This window comes from Tateyamaria omphalii (genome assembly GCF_014651375.1).
Lineage (GTDB): Bacteria > Pseudomonadota > Alphaproteobacteria > Rhodobacterales > Rhodobacteraceae > Tateyamaria > Tateyamaria omphalii.
Window position 1 is genome coordinate 586,115 of the sequence record NZ_BMWT01000001.1, and the last position, 18,768, is coordinate 604,882.

At 59.6% G+C, this 18,768-nt stretch carries 17 protein-coding genes; 12 read left to right on the plus strand and 5 right to left on the minus strand.

What is annotated here, in order from left to right; translation table 11 throughout:
- Positions 1–65: 65 nt before the first annotated feature.
- The 3 genes from IE087_RS02825 to IE087_RS02835 all read left to right on the plus strand — a co-directional run bounded on the left by IE087_RS02825 (position 66) and on the right by IE087_RS02835 (position 4,844).
- A complete protein-coding gene (locus IE087_RS02825) occupies positions 66–1,244 on the plus strand; it encodes an aminotransferase class I/II-fold pyridoxal phosphate-dependent enzyme (protein WP_189367488.1) in 1,179 nt (392 codons plus the stop codon).
- Positions 1,245–1,262: 18 nt separating this feature from the next.
- Complete coding sequence (locus tag IE087_RS02830) at positions 1,263–4,154, plus strand: DNA translocase FtsK (protein WP_189367490.1); 2,892 nt, start codon at positions 1,263–1,265, stop codon at positions 4,152–4,154.
- 96 nt (positions 4,155–4,250) lie between these two features.
- On the plus strand, positions 4,251–4,844 hold the full coding sequence (locus tag IE087_RS02835) for a LolA family protein (RefSeq protein ID WP_189367492.1): 594 nt from the start codon (positions 4,251–4,253) through the stop codon (positions 4,842–4,844).
- A 9-nt stretch (positions 4,845–4,853) separates the two neighbouring features.
- Here IE087_RS02835 and IE087_RS02840 read toward each other — a convergent pair whose 3' ends face one another.
- Together IE087_RS02840 and IE087_RS02845 are read right to left on the minus strand one after the other, a co-directional pair.
- Positions 4,854–5,429: a transglycosylase SLT domain-containing protein gene (locus IE087_RS02840; protein WP_189367493.1), complete on the minus strand. Its 576-nt coding sequence runs from the start codon at positions 5,427–5,429 to the stop codon at positions 4,854–4,856.
- Positions 5,430–5,499: 70 nt separating this feature from the next.
- Positions 5,500–6,381: an AEC family transporter gene (locus IE087_RS02845; protein ID WP_189367495.1), complete on the minus strand. Its 882-nt coding sequence runs from the start codon at positions 6,379–6,381 to the stop codon at positions 5,500–5,502.
- 85 nt (positions 6,382–6,466) lie between these two features.
- Between IE087_RS02845 and hspQ the strand changes: the two genes are divergently transcribed.
- A complete protein-coding gene (hspQ, locus tag IE087_RS02850; RefSeq protein WP_189367496.1) occupies positions 6,467–6,793 on the plus strand; it encodes a heat shock protein HspQ in 327 nt (108 codons plus the stop codon).
- Between the two features lie 37 nt (positions 6,794–6,830).
- Here the strand turns inward: hspQ and ggt are convergent, their stop codons facing one another.
- From ggt to IE087_RS02865, 3 genes are all read right to left on the minus strand, one after another.
- Positions 6,831–8,405 (minus strand): gamma-glutamyltransferase, encoded by a 1,575-nt coding sequence (ggt, locus tag IE087_RS02855; RefSeq protein ID WP_189367498.1) that lies wholly within the window; start codon positions 8,403–8,405, stop codon positions 6,831–6,833.
- A gap of 234 nt (positions 8,406–8,639) precedes the next feature.
- Positions 8,640–9,035 carry an ATP-binding protein gene (locus IE087_RS02860; RefSeq protein WP_229801238.1) on the minus strand — a complete coding sequence of 132 codons (396 nt, stop codon included), beginning with the start codon at positions 9,033–9,035 and terminating at the stop codon, positions 8,640–8,642.
- Between the two features lie 83 nt (positions 9,036–9,118).
- Complete coding sequence (locus tag IE087_RS02865; protein ID WP_189367502.1) at positions 9,119–9,457, minus strand: STAS domain-containing protein; 339 nt, start codon at positions 9,455–9,457, stop codon at positions 9,119–9,121.
- Positions 9,458–9,548: 91 nt separating this feature from the next.
- Here IE087_RS02865 and IE087_RS02870 point away from each other — a divergent pair, with 91 nt between their 5' ends.
- The 8 genes from IE087_RS02870 to IE087_RS02905 all read left to right on the plus strand — a co-directional run bounded on the left by IE087_RS02870 (position 9,549) and on the right by IE087_RS02905 (position 18,726).
- Positions 9,549–10,721: a thiolase family protein gene (locus IE087_RS02870; RefSeq protein ID WP_189367504.1), complete on the plus strand. Its 1,173-nt coding sequence runs from the start codon at positions 9,549–9,551 to the stop codon at positions 10,719–10,721.
- 73 nt (positions 10,722–10,794) lie between these two features.
- Positions 10,795–11,247: a free L-methionine (R)-S-oxide reductase MsrC gene (gene msrC, locus IE087_RS02875; RefSeq protein WP_189367506.1), complete on the plus strand. Its 453-nt coding sequence runs from the start codon at positions 10,795–10,797 to the stop codon at positions 11,245–11,247.
- A 66-nt stretch (positions 11,248–11,313) separates the two neighbouring features.
- On the plus strand, positions 11,314–11,886 hold the full coding sequence (locus tag IE087_RS02880; protein ID WP_189367507.1) for a helix-turn-helix domain-containing protein: 573 nt from the start codon (positions 11,314–11,316) through the stop codon (positions 11,884–11,886).
- Positions 11,886–12,506: a LysE family translocator gene (locus tag IE087_RS02885; protein ID WP_189367509.1), complete on the plus strand. Its 621-nt coding sequence runs from the start codon at positions 11,886–11,888 to the stop codon at positions 12,504–12,506. Before IE087_RS02880 ends, IE087_RS02885 begins: the two co-directional genes overlap by 1 nt.
- A gap of 1 nt (position 12,507) precedes the next feature.
- On the plus strand, positions 12,508–12,891 hold the full coding sequence (locus IE087_RS02890) for a GFA family protein (protein ID WP_189367511.1): 384 nt from the start codon (positions 12,508–12,510) through the stop codon (positions 12,889–12,891).
- A 12-nt stretch (positions 12,892–12,903) separates the two neighbouring features.
- Entirely contained in the window at positions 12,904–15,348 is a 2,445-nt protein-coding gene (locus IE087_RS02895; protein ID WP_189367512.1) for a GcvT family protein, read from the plus strand.
- 24 nt (positions 15,349–15,372) lie between these two features.
- Positions 15,373–16,269, plus strand: a complete 897-nt coding sequence (locus IE087_RS02900) for a homocysteine S-methyltransferase family protein (protein ID WP_189367514.1) — start codon at positions 15,373–15,375, stop codon at positions 16,267–16,269.
- Between the two features lie 9 nt (positions 16,270–16,278).
- Positions 16,279–18,726, plus strand: coding sequence for a GcvT family protein (locus tag IE087_RS02905; protein ID WP_189367516.1), 2,448 nt, complete (start codon positions 16,279–16,281; stop codon positions 18,724–18,726).
- Positions 18,727–18,768: the final 42 nt, after the last annotated feature.

Genomic DNA, 18,768 nt, shown 5'->3' on the forward strand with positions numbered 1-18,768 from the left:
GGAGTCACGCTTGGGGTACATTCAGGCAAACGGGGCGAAAATGATCCCGAACCTGAGGCAGTTTGATGAAGTTTCCCGAGCGGTTTTCGAACCTTCCGGCTTATGCGTTCCCGCGTTTGCGCGCCCTTTTGGATCATCACGATCCGGGTGGCGACGTTGTGCATATGACCATTGGCGAGCCGAAACACGCTTTTCCGGCTTGGGTCACGGATGTGATCGCCGAGCATGCGGCGGGCTTTAACAACTATCCGCCGAACGAAGGTTTGCCAGAACTGCGGCAGTCGTTTTGTGATTGGCTGGGCCGCCGCTATGGCGTGTCGATGGATGCCGATGCGAACGTGATGCCCCTGAATGGCACGCGTGAGGGCTTGTATAACGCCGGTATGGCGTTGTGCCCGGAGGTGAAGAACGGGCAGCAGCCGGTCGTGTTGATGCCGAACCCGTTTTACCAAGTCTATATGCTGGCCGCGATTTCGGCGGGGGCGGAGCCGGTGTTGGTGCCTGCGACGGCTGAGACGGGGCATTTGCCTGATTACACTACGGTCGACCCGGAGATTCTGAACCGCACCGTGGCCTGTTACATGTGTTCGCCTGCGAACCCGCAGGGGGCCGTTGCGGGCAAGGAGTATTGGCAGGATTTGATCGCGCTGGCAGAGAAGTACGATTTCCAGGTCTTTGCCGACGAGTGCTATTCCGAGATTTACCGCGATGAGCCGCCCGTAGGCGTGCTGGAGTGTATCGGCGATGCGAACCCTGAGCGGGTCGTGGCATTTCACTCGCTGTCCAAGCGGTCAAACCTTCCGGGTTTGCGGTCCGGGTTCATCGTGGGTGGGCCTGCGACCATTCGTGAGGCCAAGCAGTTGCGCACCTATGCGGGCACGCCGTTGCCTTCACCGCTTCAACACGCGGCGGCGGCGGTTTGGGCGGATGAAGAGCATGTCATCGAGAACCGCGCGCAGTATCACGAGAAGTACGACATGGCCGACCGCATTCTTGGCCATGTGCCGGGATACATGTCGCCCGAAGCCGGTTTTTTCCTATGGCTGCCTGTGGGTGATGGCGAGGCGGCGGCGTTGAAGCTGTGGAAAGAGACCGGCGTGCGGGTGCTGCCGGGCGCGTATCTGGCGCGTGAGATCGATGAGTTCAATCCCGGACATGAGTTTATCAGGGCTGCACTTGTGGCCCCAAGGGCTGAGACGGAGCGGGGCCTGACGGCCATTCGTGACGTTCTTTACGCCACATAAGAAAAGACGAGGCGAAGCATGGCATATCAGACACGGCGGGATCCGCTTTTTGACCACGGAATGCAGGCGGCGTTGGAAAAACGCGGGCGCGAATTGGTGGGCATTGGTCTGCTGATCGCGGGCCTGATCGCGGCGGCCATGATGCTGAGCTATACGCCGGATGATCCGAACTGGATGGCCTCGACCGATGCGCCGGTGCAGAACTGGCTGGGTCGCACGGGCGCCTCGATTGCCGCACCTCTGTTCATGATTGGCGGCTGGGGCGTGTTTGGCATTTCCATTGTGCTGATGGCCTGGGGTGTGCGTTTTGGCCTGCATTTGGGGACCGAACGGGCGCTGGGCCGTTTGATCTTTGCCCCCATCGCGATTGCATTCGGGTCGATCTATGCCGCGACCCTGCAACCGGGGGAGGTGTGGCAAGCGACCCATGGCTTCGGTTTGGGCGGCCTGTTTGGCGATACCGTCATGGCCTTTATCCTGACGGTGCTGCCCGTTGGATCGAGCTTTACCGTCAAGTTGATGTCGCTCTTGATGGGTATCGGTATCGTGGTGTTCGGAGCATTTGTTTTGGGCTTCACCCGTGCGGAAGTTGCCCGTCTGGCCCGTTTCCTGCTGGTTGGGCTGGTCATGGCCTATGCCCTGCTGATGACCGTTCTGGGCCGTGGCGCGAGCGGTGCAGTGCAGGCTGCGCGGACCATGCAAGAGCGTCAGGCCGATCGCCGTGCCGTGCGCGAAGCCGAAGCTGCGGAGGCTGAAGCCTATGCCGCCGCAGCGCCCGAGATGCCTGTCTACGATGAGCCACTTGTCGAGGAACAGCCCAAGCCGAGCCTGTTGTCGCGGATGCCGGGGCTGATCAAGCGCCCCGAGCAGATGCCGGACGAGATGCCCGAACAGGAACTGATCGAGACCTACAGCGACGTGGATGTGGGCGAGGGCCCCGGCGACGAGCGGATCAAGACGAAGATTGCCGATGTGATCAAGGCGCGTGTGCGGTCGAACCCGGCTGTTCAGGCGGAAAGCGTCGCACCGTTGACAAAGGGCCGTGGGCGCGGACCGGATCCGCTGGTGTTGAATACGGCGCCGCAGCCGATCCTGCCGCCAGAGCCACCGCTGACCGCTGCTGCGTCACTGGGCCGGGCAGAACCACCTTTGACGGCCGCGCCGGAGGCATATGCACATGAGCTCGCGCAAGATTATGTGCCCGAGCCTGTGCAAGATTATGCCCCTGAGCCCGAGCAACTGGACGCCCCCATTCCCGAGCCTGTTGAAGCGGCCCCTGCCATCCCGGTGGCTGAACCGCGCAAGGTTGTGCAGCAACCAACCCGCAAGCCGGTGCAACCCAGCACCCGGGCGCAATTGGAAGCGCAGCCCAAGCTGAGCTTTGAGGATACGCATCCCGGTTTCGAATTGCCGCCCCTGAGCCTGCTGGAAAGCCCTAGCGTGGTGCAGCGCCACCATCTGAGTGACGAGGCATTGGAAGAAAACGCGCGCATGCTTGAGAACGTGCTGGATGATTATGGCGTGAAGGGCGAGATCGTATCGGTCCGTCCGGGTCCTGTTGTCACCATGTACGAGTTGGAACCCGCGCCCGGTTTGAAAGCCAGCCGCGTGATTGGTCTGGCCGATGATATTGCCCGGTCCATGGCCGCCCTGTCGGCCCGTGTGTCTACGGTGCCGGGCCGGTCCGTAATCGGTATCGAACTGCCGAACGAGAACCGCGAAAAAGTTGTTTTGCGCGAAATCCTTGCCAGCCGCGACTTTGGCGATGGCAACCAGAAGCTGCCGCTTGCCTTGGGCAAGGATATTGGTGGTGATCCGGTTGTGGCAAACCTGGCCAAGATGCCTCACCTGCTGATTGCTGGTACGACGGGTTCCGGTAAGTCGGTGGCGATCAACACCATGATCCTATCGCTGCTCTACAAGCTGACCCCCGAGGAATGCCGGTTGATCATGATCGACCCCAAGATGCTGGAACTGAGCGTTTATGACGGCATTCCGCACCTGCTGTCGCCTGTTGTAACCGACCCGAAAAAGGCGGTTGTCGCCCTGAAATGGGTCGTGGGTGAGATGGAAGAGCGCTATCGCAAGATGTCCAAGATGGGCGTGCGCAACATCGATGGCTACAATGGCCGGGTGAAAGAGGCGCTGGCCAAGGACGAGATGTTCAGCCGCACGGTGCAGACCGGGTTTGATGACGAGACGGGTGAACCCGTGTTCGAGACCGAAGAATTCGCGCCCGAAGCGATGCCCTATATCGTGGTCATCGTGGATGAGATGGCCGACCTGATGATGGTTGCCGGCAAAGAGATCGAGGCGTGTATCCAGCGTTTGGCGCAGATGGCGCGGGCGTCGGGTATCCACCTGATCATGGCGACGCAGCGCCCGTCGGTCGATGTGATCACCGGTACGATCAAGGCGAACTTCCCGACGCGGATTTCCTTCCAGGTCACCTCGAAAATCGACTCGCGCACCATTCTGGGCGAGATGGGGGCCGAGCAGCTCTTGGGCATGGGCGACATGTTGTACATGGCCGGAGGCGCCAAGATCACCCGGTGCCACGGCCCGTTTGTGAGCGATGAGGAAGTCGAAGAGATCGTGAACCACCTCAAGGCCTTTGGTGCGCCGGACTACGTGTCGGGTGTGGTTGAGGGTCCGTCCGAGGACAAGGAAAGCAACATTGATGCTGTTCTGGGTCTAGGTGGAAACACGGATGGCGAAGACGCGCTGTATGATCAGGCGGTTGCGATTGTGATCAAGGATCGCAAATGCTCAACCTCGTACATCCAGCGGAAACTGGCCATCGGCTACAACAAGGCAGCGCGTCTGGTTGAGCAGATGGAGGACGAAGGTGTTGTCAGCTCGGCCAACCATGTGGGCAAGCGAGAAATCCTGGTGCCGGAACAGGGGTAAGCGGGGACCTGCCGCCTCGTATGGCCTGTTGATATCGTATAACAGGCCGTGGCGGCCTATATCATCGCCAAGACCAAGATGTGAAAGGTGGGCGATATGACCCTTTGGACCCGGATGGCAGCGATTTCTATCGCGGTGGTAACAGCACAGGCTGCGTGGGCCGACAAGCTGCCGCTGAATGCGATTTCAGGCTATCTGAACGATTTGCGCACGGCGGAAGGCACGTTTACGCAGATCAATGATGATGGGACCGTTGATACCGGGAAAATCTATATCAAGCGTCCCGGCAAGATGCGGTTTGAGTATAACGCACCCAACGAGACGCTGATGGTTGCGAGTGCGAACGCGGTTTACATCGTCGATTCAAAGTCGAACCAACCGCCCGAGACCTACCCGCTGCGCCGGACACCGCTATCGCTGATCCTGGCGCGCAACGTGAACCTTGGTCAGGCCAACATGGTGGTTGGGCATGACTTTGATGGTACGGCAACGGTTGTCACGGCGCAGGACCCTGAGCATCCGGAATACGGGAATATCGAGATGAAGTTCACCGGCAACCCGGTGCAATTGCGCCAATGGGTCGTGAATGACAGTGGCGGGGGGCAGACAACCGTTGTTCTGGGTGAGCTGCAAACAGGCGGATCACTGTCGAACCGCCTGTTTGATGCGCCGCGTCGCACGTCAGATTAACTTCGGGCCCTAGCAGGACCGTAGCTGCCGCGCGTACAAATCGGACCTTGCATCGACCTCACCTGCAACACGCATCAGCCATGCCTTGTTGCGGTAGCTGCCGCGTGTATAGCCCGTGCGTCCTTCGTGGTAGGCAAGGTACTGGTTGCGGGTGTCGCTGAGCGGAATGCCCAGCCGTGCGTTGGTTTCCGCCATGTACCAGCCCATGAAGTCCGTTGCGTCGCGGATACGATCGCGTCGGGCCACGCGCTTGCCGGTGGATGTAAGATATTCATCCCATGTTCCGTCCAGGGCCTGACTGTAGCCAAAGGCACTTGAAATGCGGCCCGTGGGAATGACGCCAGCCGCATAGCGATACGGGGGGCGCGCATCCGACACGAATTTGCTTTCCTGATAGATGGTTGCCATCTGCACATGCACCGGCACACCATATTTGCGTTCAACCGCCTTGAAGGCGCGAAGGTATTCAGGGCGCTCACGGACAATGGAACAGGCGTTGTCCAGCTGGTTGGGGGCCGTGCCCGACCCGCCACCACAGCTGGCAGCCAAAAGAACCAAAGCCATTGCGCGAAAGAGTCTGCTCATCTGCCTCACTCGCTTTTATGTTTTTTTTGTAAGTTTACAGGAAAATGAGCCGCGTGGAAATCACGTTTTGTCAAAGGACCAGTGCGAGGATCAAAGGCAGTGCCGCGACCGCCATCAGGGTGGAGGCAACGACGAGTCCCGCGACCTTTTCGGACTGCGCGCCATACTTTTCTGCAAGCAGATATGACGTCACTGCGACGGGTGTAGCGACCTGAAGAACCAGCACCCCGAACGCAATTGGATCGAGGGCGAAGAACCGCCCAACGACCCACGCAATGCCGGTGCACAGGGCCAGCTTGATCGCGGATAGCCCCGCAGCTTGCAGCAATCCCTTGGTCGACAGCCGGGCCACGGCGACGCCCAGTGTGATCAGCATCATGGGGATCGCCATTTGCCCGATCAGGTCAAGCGCGTTCGTCAGAAAGGTTGGTGTCTGCCAGCCCTGCCACAGAAACAGTGCGCCGAGAACAGTGCCCCATACCAGCGGTTCGCGCAGCACCTTGCCGAATGAGCCAGCCCCAGCCACCAGCCAGATGCCAAAAGTGTAAGACCACAGTGCCATGATGGCGAACACGATGATCGCATAGCTGAGCCCGACATCGCCGAACGCAAAAAGGGCGAGGGGCAGGCCGAGATTGCCGGTGTTTCCAAAGATGAGCGGGGCAGCATATGTGCGTGTGTTCAGACGCGCCATGCGCACCAGTGCCAACATGACCACAGTGACGGCGGCGTAGGCGACGATCGATGCGATGGACAAGGCTGCCAAGGCGGCAGGATCAATCTGTGTCCGCATCAGGGAGACGAAAATGAGGCAGGGCAATGAGAGGGTCATGGCCAGCTGCGTGACGAACTGAATACGGTATTCCAGCCCGATCTTTACCCATGCGAATCCGATCCCTGCCAGCAGGAATACGGGGGCCACGATTTGCAGGACTGTTAAGGCAATGTTCACAAACTGTTTCCAGCGAAATTGTGCTCAATTAATGGACAAGTGTCCCTTGCACCGTGTAGTCACGTGCCTTAGGGGGCGCAATGTTATGCTTAGAACACGCGCAAAATATCACTTGGGCCAGGTGGTCCGCCACAAGAAGCATCCTTTTCGCGGGGTGATCTTTGACGTGGACCCCGAGTTCTCGAATACTGAAGAGTGGTACGAGGCAATCCCCGAGGACAGCCGCCCCAAAAAGGCGCAGCCGTTCTATCACCTGCTGGCCGAAAATGATCAAAGCTATTACGTGGCTTATGTGTCTGAGCAAAACCTCGTGGCCGACTATTCCGGGCAACCGGTGGATCACCCGGACATTCCGGATTTGTTTGGTCCGTTTGAGGACGGATCCTATCCGCTGCATTTCCAACTGAATTGACGTGCGGGGCGGAGGACACCTCCGCCTTACCCGGTTCCTAGTATCCCAGCGCGCCGCCGTCTTTGCGAGGGTCGCTTGCGCCTTCCAGCACGCCGTCGTCTCGGATCAGGATTGCTTGTGCGCCGCCGATTGCGGTGTCGGGGATGCTGACTTTGTGGCCAAGATCGGCAAGCTCTGACCGGACCTGATCGGAATAGCCCCGTTCGACCTTCATGTCGCCCGCATCTGAGAAGGCGCGCGGTGCGTCGATTGCCGTTTGCGGGTCGAGGCCGAAATCCGTGAGGTTTGAGACAAAGCGCGCGTGCCCATTGGGCTGGTATGCCCCGCCCATCACGCCAAATGGCATGATCGGTTTGCCGTTTTTGGCCAGCATCCCGGGGATGATCGTGTGCATCGGGCGATTGCCACCTTTCAGCTCGTTCGGGTGCCCTTCTTCCAGTGTGAAGCCGGCGCCGCGGTTCTGGAACAGGATACCGAACTTGTCGCTGGCGATACCTGATCCGAACCCGTGGAAAATCGAATAGATCAGCGAAACCGCCATGCCGTCGCGATCCACGACCGTGATATAGATTGTGTCCTTGTGCACCTGTTCGCTGAGCGTTGTGGCGTTTGGCATTGCCTTGCCCGGCTCGATCAGCGCGGCGAGCTGTGCCGCTGTTTCCGGCGACATCATGTGGTCCATGCGCGTGGCATAGTCCGCATCTGCGATAAAGCGGTTGCGGGCGTCGTAGGCGAGCTTGGCGGCTTCTGCCTCGATATGCGCGCGCTGGGTACCCCACGGGTCCATATCCGCGACGTCGAAATGCTCAAGGATATTGAGCATCAGGTTCGCTGTTGCACCTTGCCCGTTTGCCGGGTGTTCGATCAGGTCGCGGCCCTGATAGCTGCTGCTGATCGGCGTGGTATCTGTGCATTTGGTCGATGCGAAGTCTTCCGCTGTGTGCTTGCCCCCCAGGGCGTTGAGGGTGGCAAGCATGTCTTCGGCCACTTCTCCACCATAGAAGGCGTCGCGCCCGTTTTTGGCGATGCGGCGCAGGACGTCTGCTTGTTTCGGCGCGGCAAACATCTGACCAGTTGTCGGGACAGCGCCGTTTACAAGGTAAGTGTCGCGGGCGGACCCCTGAAGGACAGCTTCGTCCTTGGCCCAATCAAAGGCGACGCGGGGGGCGACGGGGACGCCGGTTTCGGCATAGTGGATTGCTGGCGCCAGAATGCGGTCGAGGCCCAATCGACCGACGCGGTCGGATAAGGTGCAGAAGGCATCGATGGCGCCCGGTATTGTGACGGCATGTGCGCCATAGGGTGGAACTGTTGTTTCGCCCGCCGCCCGCAACTCTGCGGCATCAAGCGCCTTGGGCGCGCGCCCGGATCCATTGAGCGACTGCACATTGCCGTCCGCATCAGACCACAGGACGAAACAGTCACCTCCGATCCCGGTCATCTGAGGTTCACAGATCCCCAGCAAGATCGCTCCGGCAATGGCTGCGTCCATGGCGTTGCCGCCTGCTTTCAGGATTTCCACGGCTATTTGGGAAGCAAGCGGGTGTGACGTGGCACACATGCCGGACGATGCAAGAACAGGTGAACGGCCGGGCAGGTGAAAGTCGCGCATGGAAATCCCCATAGTCTGATTGCACCGGGCAACCTAACTGTCGCGGTTGTCTTGTCCACAGAAGAATTGGGGGAGAAGATCCTCGGTGCCGCGCACTGGGTGGGGGCAATTACACGCGACACCGAGGGAAGCTATTTGCAGCTACAGGTATCGGTATGCCAAAGGATTCGGGCAGGAATGTGGTCCGCTGTGGGCTGTTTTGCGGAATCCAGCGCGCCGTGGGGCATCAAGAGACTAAGCCAGCGCCACGGCGAGGCGCAGTTGCAACTGGTTTTCTTTGTCCTGACGCTTATACGTCACGTCCTTGGCCAGATCCTTGATCAGGAACCAGCCGAAGCCGCCCTCTGGCATGTCGCACAAGTCCACGTTGATATCGGCAGCAATTCCCACGGGTGTCTGACCGTCAGGCATCGCCCGCCCCGAATCCACGACCGTCAGGTGCAGACCGTCCGATGCATGCGCACATGTGATATCGATTGGTCCACCTTCCTGGTTCTCAGGATAGGCATGCTCGACAATGTTGTTGAGTGCCTCTGCCATCACCAGTTCGACTGTTCCTGCTTCCTCGACATCAAGGGACAATGGTTTCAGCCCGTCCAGCAGTTGGCCAAGCGCGGATCTGACGGCCATCTGACCACTCACCACCGAAATATGAAATGCGGGCAAGAATGTTGTACGTGTCATCGAACGGACTTTCATCTGGGTCGACAAGGTTAGGTCTTCAGTTCGGCAATCGCACCGTCAAGTGTGGGGAAAACTGGGAAAACACTGTCCATTCGCGTCAGGCGGAACACTTTCTCCACCGTCGGCGTCAAGCCAGCGAGGGCCAATTTGCGTGATTGACCCATCTGTTTCATGGCTGCGACGATTGCCCCGAGGCCACTCGAATCAATGAACTGAACCTCGCTGAGATCCAGTACAACGGTATCGTCGCCGCTGTCGGTCGCACTGCGCATTGCTTCTTTGAATTCAATGGCTACAGCCGCGTCAATGCGGCTGTCATGTACAGACACCACTTGCAGGCTGTCTTCTGATCGGCTGCGAAGATCCATGCGCGCCCTCTTGCAATTCTCTGGTTACATTGTCTGTCTAGGCCGCAATCCTTACTATTCGGTTGCCACCCTCTGACAGGAGACCCAAAGCATGAAACCAGTTGTGATCGCCGGCGCATCGCGCACACCCATGGGTGGGTTTCAAGGGGCATTGTCAGACATGTCTGCTTCTGCCCTAGGCGGGATCGCGATCAAGGCCGCAATAGGCGAGGCCGGTGTGACGACCGTGGATGAGGTGTTGATGGGCTGCGTTCTGCCTGCAGGTCAGGGTCAGGCCCCTGCGCGTCAGGCGGGGTTTGCAGCCGGTCTGGCAGAAGATGTTCCCGCCACGACGCTGAACAAGATGTGCGGGTCAGGTATGAAAGCGGCGATGATTGCCTTCGACCAAATCGCATTGGGCCATGCTAGCACTATGGCTGCTGGTGGGATGGAGAGCATGACAAATGCACCATACATGCTGCCCAAGATGCGGGGTGGCGCGCGGTTGGGCCATGGGCAGGTGATCGATCACATGTTTCTGGACGGTCTCGAAGATGCCTATGACAAGGGCCGCTTGATGGGCACCTTTGCCGAGGATTGCGCTGAAGCCTATCAATTCACACGTGAGGTGCAGGACGAATACGCGCTTGCGTCGCTGAGCCGGGCACAGTCCGCGATCCAGTCAGGAGCCTTTGCCGGAGAAGTGACGCCGGTCGAGATTTCAACACGCAAGGGTTCCATGACCGTGGACACGGATGAACAGCCGAGCAGCGCAAGACCGGACAAAATTCCGCATCTGAAACCAGCCTTCCGGGATGGCGGCACCGTTACAGCGGCCAATTCGTCTTCAATCTCGGATGGGGCCGCCGCACTTATCCTGGCGTCCGAGGAGATGGCTGAGGCGCAGAACATGACTGTAAGGGCCCGTGTCCTAGGTCACGCAAGCCACGCGCAGGCCCCCGGCTTGTTCACCACGGCACCTGTGCCCGCTGCGCAAAAGCTGCTGGATCGCATCGGTTGGAGCAAGGGTGACGTGGATTTGTGGGAGGTGAACGAAGCCTTTGCTGTTGTGCCACTTGCGTTCATGCGTGAAATGGGCCTCGACCACGAGATCGTGAATGTGAACGGAGGCGCTTGCGCTTTGGGTCACCCGATTGGTGCATCCGGCACCCGCATCATTGTCACGCTGTTGAACGCGCTGGAAAGACGGAACCTCAAACGCGGCGTCGCAGCCATCTGCATTGGTGGTGGCGAAGGGACGGCCGTCGCCATAGAACGCGTTTGAGTTTCTTCTGACTGAAAATACTACGGGGTCCGGGGCAGCGCCCCGGTTTTATGCGACCTAAGGGGGCCTGCCAGTGCCAGACTACAACCTGCTTGCCAAAACGATCCGCAGCCTGACCGAAGGCGAGGACGATCCGATTGCTTTGATGGCGACGGTTGCATGTGAAGTGCATCACAGCGACGCCCGGTTTGATTGGACAGGGTTCTATCGTGTGGCGGGCCCAGAGATGTTGAAGATCGGCCCGTACCAGGGTGGGCATGGCTGCCTGCAAATCCCGTTCTCGCGCGGGGTATGCGGCGCGGCGGCGCGGACGGGCGAGGTGCAATTGGTCGCGGATGTGGATGCCTTTGCGGGACACATCGCGTGCTCAAGTTCGACGCGCTCAGAATTGGTGCTACCGATCACGTCAGCCTCGGGTGAACTGATTGCGGTTCTCGATATCGATAGCGACCAACCGGATGCCTTCACACAGGGCGATGCCGACGCATTGGCAGCGATTCTCGGGAATGTTTTTGCTCGCGCATGAAAATCTATCTTGATTTTTCATTTTGACTTCCCTTACGTGAAATTCTGAAAGGGAATTTCACGGCTCATGCTGCAATCCGATCCAACCATTGCCCACAGCCTTGGCGCTGACCTGCGTGCCTTGCGGAAGGCGCGTGGGCTGACATTGCAGGATTTGGCGGACGCACTGGGTCGATCCGTGGGCTGGGTCAGCCAGGTCGAGCGTGATTTATCCGAGCCTTCGATCACCGATTTGCGCCACATCGCGGCCGAATTGGACATTGCCGTCTCGACCCTGTTCCGCCGGGGCGCAGCCCCTGCCAACGAAGAGGGTTATGTCGTGCGTAGCGGCGCACGGCGTCCCATCGGGTCGCGTACGGCAGGTCTGGTGGAAGAACTGCTGTCGCCAGATCTGACGGATGATTTCGAGATGGTGCACTCGACTTTTGAGCCGCACAGCGAGATTGTCCAAGCGGTCACCCGACCGACACAAGAGGTGGGGTATCTGATCTCCGGTCGTCTGGACCTTGAGATTGCTGGCCAGACCTATGCCATCGCACCGGGGGACAGTTTTCGCATCCGGGGCGAGCCCTTTCGCTGGAAGAATCCCTATGACGCGCCTGCAGTCGCGATCTGGGTTATTGCGCCTCCGGTGTACTGATGTCGTTTGAAGCCTGGGTCATATTCGCGATGTTCTGGGTGGTCTTTGTCACCACCCCCGGCCCAAACGCTATCAATTGCATCAACAACGGCATGGCCCTGGGGTTTCGTCGGTCGCTTCCCGGCGTCCTTGCGATTCTGACACAGGCGTTGTTGTTCCTCATCTTGTCAGCAGCGGGCATTACGGCGCTGATCATCGCATCCCCGACCGCGTTTTTCGTGGCCAAGCTGATCGGAGCAGGCTTCCTGATCTATCTTGGTGTACGAGGTTGGCTCATGGCTCGGACGCCGCCCAAACTGGCCGTCCAATCGGGCAAATCCGTTTACGCCCGCGCGTTTGCAATTGCGACGATCAATCCAAAGAGCGTGGCGGGTTATCTCGCTGCCTTTTCGCAATTCGTACAGCCGGACGTACCCGTTTGGGATCAGATGTGGCAGATCATTCCAACAGCGTTGACGATCACCGCACTCAGCTATTCGGGCTTTACCGCGCTGGGCGCAGGTATCGGACGAGCCGCGATCGGTGCGGTGTTCAACGTTTGGTTCCGGCGCGTGATGGCAACATGTTTCGTTGTCTACGGTTTCCTTCTGGGCACATCAGCAACGCCGGGGAGGTCCTGACATGAAGACAGGAAGCTGCTTGTGTGGCGGTGTCGCCTATACCCTTTCGGGAGAGCTGCGCAATTCCGTTGCCTGCCATTGCCTCCAATGCCGGAAGACGAGCGGTCACTATGTCTCCGCAACGCAAGTGGCACCCGACCAGCTTGAGATCACGCGCGACGACACGCTGGTCTGGTATCAATCCTCACCAAAGGCACAGCGTGGGTTTTGCAATCGCTGTGGTTCGTCGCTTTTCTGGCGGCACGAGGACGATGGCGGTGCTGTGTCCGTCATGTCGGGGACGTTGGACGGGCCGACCGGGATCACCACGGAAAAACACATCTTTGTCGCCGACAAGGGCGACTACTACGACATTGCGGATGGACGTCCGCAACACGACCAATAGGGAGCTACTCAAATGGCAGATTTTCCAACAACGGCCCGCGTGGTCATCATCGGGGGTGGTGTCGTTGGCACCTCAACCTTGTACCATCTGGCCAAGGCGGGTTGGACCGATTGTGTTCTGCTTGAGAAAAACGAACTGACGGCGGGCTCCACCTGGCACGCGGCGGGCAACTGCCCGAACTTCTCGTCCTCCTGGGCCGTGATGAACATGCAGCGCTACGGGCTCGAGATGTACCGGACGCTGGCCGACGACGTTGACTATCCGATGAACTACCACGTCACCGGTGCGATCCGTTTGGCGCATACCAAAGAGCGGATGCAAGAGTTTGAGCGCGTCGCAGGCATGGGTCGTTATCAGGGCCTTGAGATGCAGATGTGCACGCCGGATGAGTTGAAAGAGTTCAACCCGTTCATGGAAACGCATGATCTGGCCGGTGGTCTTTGGGACCCGCTGGATGGTGACATCGACCCGGCGCAGCTGACCCAGGCCCTTGCCAAAGGCGCGCGTGATGCCGGTGGGCGAATTGAGCGTTTCTGCCCCGTCATCGGCATCGACCGCGATGGTGACGAGTGGATCGTGAAGACCGAAAAAGGCGAAATCCGCGCCGAATACGTGGCCAACTGTGCCGGTTACTACGCGCAGCGCGTGGGTGAGATGTTCAAACCATTCGGTGGTCGCACCGTGCCCATGGTGGTCATGTCCCACCAGTATTTCCTGACCGAAGAAATCCCTGAATTGGCCGAATGGACCAAGGAAAAGGGTCACAAGATGCCGATGATCCGCGATGTGGACATCAGCTATTACCTGCGTCAGGACAAGAACGGTCTGAACCTTGGACCGTATGAACGGAACTGTAAGGCGCACTGGGTCACCCCCGACGATCCGATGCCCGAAGACTTCAGCTTCCAGCTTTATCCGGACGATCTGGAGCGTCTGGAATTCTACATTGAAGACGCGATGGAGCGTGTGCCTGCGCTGGGTACTGCCGGCGTTGGTCGCAACATCAACGGCCCGATCCCCTACGCGCCCGATGGGCTGCCGATGATCGGCCCCATGCCCGGCGTGAAGAACGCGTTTGAGGCGCATTCGTTCACCTTCGGCATTGCTCAGGGTGGTGGCGCAGGTAAAACGCTTGCCGAATGGATCATGCATGGCGAGACCGAGTGGGACATGTGGGCCGTTGACCCACGCCGCTACACCGACCACGCCGATCACGACTATTGCCTGTCGAAAGCACTGGAAACATACGGCCACGAATATGCGATGCACTTCCCGCATCACGAATGGCCTGCCGGGCGGAACAAGAAACTGTCGCCGAACCACGACCGTCTTGTCGCCGATGGCGGCCAGATGGGCGCCTATAACGGGTGGGAGCGCGCCAACTGGTTTGCAAAGGACGGCGACGACACATCCGAAGAGGCGACACAGACCTGGGATCGCAACGGCCCGTGGGAGGCCCGCATCAAGGAAGAGGTCGAGGCTGTGCGCGATGGTGTGGGTGTCATCGACATGTGCGGCTTCTCACGCTACTCGCTTAAAGGTGCAGGTGCTGCGGAATTCCTGCGCGAGCAGATCACCGGTGCGCTGCCCAAGGCAGGCCGGATGAACCTGTCCTACTTCGCAGACAGCCGGGGCCGTATCCTGACCGAGGTGTCGGTCATCCGCCATGACGAAGACGACTTCACGATCATGACCGCTGCCGTTGCGCAGTGGCATGACTTTGAAATCCTTGCCAGCCGTGCGCCGGAAGGCGTTGAGCTGACGGACCTGTCCAAAGAGGTCACCACCATGCTGGTCACCGGTCCCAAATCGCGGGATTTGTTCGCGGGTATCTCGGATGCCGACCTGTCCCTTGGCTGGTTGACCCATCAATCCGCAAACGTGGCGGGCGTGCCCGTGACCATGGCCCGCGTGTCCTTTGTGGGCGAGCTGGGCTGGGAGGTGCACGCACCGACCGACCAGGCGGCCAAGGTTTATGAGGCGATCCGCGATGCCGGTGCCACACCGTTTGGCATGTATGCGCTGAACTCCATGCGTTTGGAGAAAAGCTACCGCACGTGGAAGGGCGACCTGTCGACCGACTACACCATGTTCGAAGGGGGCCTTGATCGCTTTGTCCGTCTGGACAAGCCGCAGGACTTCCCGGGCAAGGCGGCATTGCAAGCCGAGAAACAGCAAGGGTCGAAGAAGCGTTTTGTCACCATGTTGGTCGAAGCCGGTGATCAGGACGCGCCGTACATGTCCACCATCTGGAATGGCGACGATGTTGTTGGTGAAACCACATCCGGCGCGTGGGGCTATCGGATCAATGCGTCCATCGCGCTTGGCGTAGTTCGCACCGATCTGGCCGAGCCTGGCACCGAGCTGGAGGTCGAAATGTACGGCAAACGCTACAAGGCCGTCGTGCAAGCAGACCAACCGCTGTGGGATCCCGAAAACGAACGGTTGCGGGCGTGATTGGATCCCTTTCGGAGTGAACTGATGGCTGAGATTACGCTGTTGGACGGTGGCATGGGGCAGGAACTGGTGCACCGCGCCGGGGACAAACCCACGCCCCTATGGTCGACACAGATCATGCTGGATCATCCCGGCTTGGTCACGCAGGTGCATGCAGATTTCTTTGCTGCAGGTGCCACGATTGCGACCACCAACAGCTACGCCATTCATCACGACCGTCTGACGGATACACCCGTCGAGGGCGCGTTTTCGGCCCTTCACCAAAGCGCGCTATACGAAGCACGCACGGCGCGGCGCGAACATGGTTCGGGTCGCATTGCCGGGGCGATTGGTCCGTTGCGGGCCAGTTATCGCCCGGACCTGCACCCCGCTTCGGATGTGGCCGTGCCCCTTTTCGCCGAGGTGGCAGAGTTGCTTGCACCGGCGTGTGATTTGCTGATCTGCGAGACGGTCGCGTCCTTGGCGCATGCGCGTGATATTCTCGCGGCCAGCGTGCCAATGGGCTTGCCAGTGTGGCTTGCCCTGACCGTCGATGATCGCGACGGATCCAAACTGCGGTCGGGCGAACCGGTTGCCGATGCCGTGCCGGTGGCCGAAGAGGGTAGTGCCAGCGCACTGCTCATCAACTGTTCGGCCCCCGAGGCGATCCCGGCTGCACTGGCTGCGCTGACAACAAGCAGCCTGCCATATGGCGCCTATGCCAATGGCTTCGAACAGATCACGTCTGATTTTCTTGAAAACAAGCCCACCGTCGACAGCCTGTCGGCGCGGCGCGACTTCACCCCTGTTCTCTATGCCGACCATGCGATGTCGTGGATCGACGCAGGCGCCACCATTGTGGGCGGCTGTTGCGAGGTTGGCCCCGCCCATATCGCTGAAATCGCCCGACGCCTGAAAGCCGCCGGGCATATAATCGTCTGAGGATGTACTATGCCTGATCTTCCCTCCAACGCCCGCGTTGTCATCATTGGTGGTGGCGTCATTGGCTGTTCGGTTGCCTATCACCTGACCAAGCTCGGGTGGAAAGACGTGGTGCTGCTGGAACGCAAGCAGCTGACATCGGGCACCACGTGGCACGCTGCCGGTCTGATTGCCCAGCTGCGCGCAACGGCCAACATGACCAAACTGGCCCGCTATAGCCAAGAACTCTATGGTACGTTGGAGGCTGAAACCGGTGTGGCCACAGGGTTCAAGCGCGTCGGGTCGATCACCGCTGCCTTGACCGACGAGCGGCTGGAAGAGCTGCGCCGTCAAGCCGGTATGGCCCGGTCCTTTGGCGTGGATGTCGAGGAAATCTCGCCCTCCGAAGTCAAAGCTCGCTACGAACACATGAACATCGACGGTGTGACCGGAGGTGTCTATCTGCCGCTGGACGGTCAGGGCGACCCGGCCAACATCGCGCTGGCGCTGGCCAAGGGTGCACGTCAGAACGGGGCCAAGGTGCAGGAACGTGTGGCTGTCACCAACATCGTGCGAGAAGGCCGCAAGGTGACCGGTGTTGACTGGAAAGGCGAGGATGGCAGCGATGGTCACATCGCCTGCGATATGATCGTGAACTGTGCAGGCATGTGGGGACACGAGGTGGGCCGTATGGCGGGCGTGAACGTGCCGCTGCAAGCCTGCGAACACTTCTACATTGTGACCGAGTCCATCAAGGATCTGAAGCAATTGCCCGTGCTGCGCATCCCCGACGAATGCGCCTACTACAAGGAAGATGCGGGTAAAATCCTGCTGGGCGCGTTTGAGCCGAACGCCAAGCCTTGGGCTGTGGATGGCATCCCGAAGGACTTTGAGTTCGACCAACTGCCCGAAGATTTCGACCATTTCGAGCCGATCCTTGAGGCTGCTGTGAACCGTCTGCCGATGCTGGCCGAGGCGGGGATCCACACCTTCTTTAACGGGCCCGAATCGTTCACCCCTGACGACGCTTACCACCTGGGCCTTGCGCCCGAGATGGACAATGTCTGGGTCGCGTGTGGTTTCAACTCGATTGGTATCCAGTCGGCGGGCGGCGCGGGTATGGCGCTGGCGCAGTGGATGCAAGATGGCGACAAGCCCTTTGATCTGGGCGATGTGGACATCAGCCGGATGCAGCCGTTCCAGGGCAACAAGACCTATCTGGCTGAACGGTCGACCGAAACATTGGGCCTGCTTTACGCAGATCACTTCCCCTTCCGCCAAAAGGCAACGGCGCGTGGCGTTCGCCGGTCGCCATTCCACGGGCACCTTATGGAACGCGGCGCGGTCATGGGCGAATTTGCTGGCTGGGAACGCGCAAACTGGATCGCCCGTGCGGGCCAGACGCCGGAATATGAATACAGCTGGAACCGCCAGAACTTCTTTGACAACGTGCGTGAAGAGCACATGGCGATCCGCCAGAATGTGGGCATGTATGACATGTCCTCTTTCGGCAAGATCCGGGTCGAGGGGCGCGATGCCGAGGCGTTCATGAACTACGTGGGTGGCGGTAACTACTCGGTGCCGAACGGCAAGATCGTCTATACCCAATTCCTGAACAACCGCGGTGGGGTCGAGGCGGATGTGACCGTCACTCGGTTGACCGAAACGGCCTATCTGGTGGTGACTCCGGCAGCCACACGTCTGGCGGACCAGACATGGATGGAACGCCATGTGGGTGATTTCAACGTCGTGATCACCGACGTCACCCCGGGCGAAGGCGTGCTGGCCGTCATGGGGCCACGCTCGCGCGAGTTGCTGAATGCGGTTTCGCCTGCGGACTTATCGAACGAGAACAACCCGTTTGGCACTGCGCAGCAGATCGAAATCGGCATGGGCCTGGCTCGTATCCACCGCGTGACTTACGTGGGCGAGCTGGGCTGGGAGGTTTATGTGTCCTCCGACATGGCGGGGCACGTGTTTGAAACGCTCTATGAAGCGGGTCAGGACATGGGTCTGAAGCTGTGTGGCATGCACATGATGGACACTTGCCGGATCGAAAAAGGCTTCCGCCACTTTGGTCATGATATCACCTGCGAAGACCACGTGATGGAGGCGGGCCTTGGCTTTGCCGTGAAGAAGGACAAGCCGTCCTTCATCGGGCGCGACGCGGTCCTTCGCAAGCAGGATGAAGGGCTGGAAAACCGGATGCTGCAGTTCAAGCTGACCGATCCCGAGCCCCTGCTTTATCACAACGAGCCGATTGTGCGGGATGGTGAGATCGTGGGTTACCTGACTTCGGGCGCATACGGGCACCATCTGGGTGCCGCTATGGGCCTTGGCTATGTGCCGTGCAAGGGTGAAGCGGCAGCGGATGTTCTGGCCTCGACGTACGAGATCGATGTGGCCGGTACGAGGGTCCGGGCAGAGGCATCCCTGAAGCCGATGTATGACCCGAAATCCGAGCGCGTGAAGGCGTGACGTCACCCAAAACGGGTGATAGGGCGGATGCGAAAGGATCTG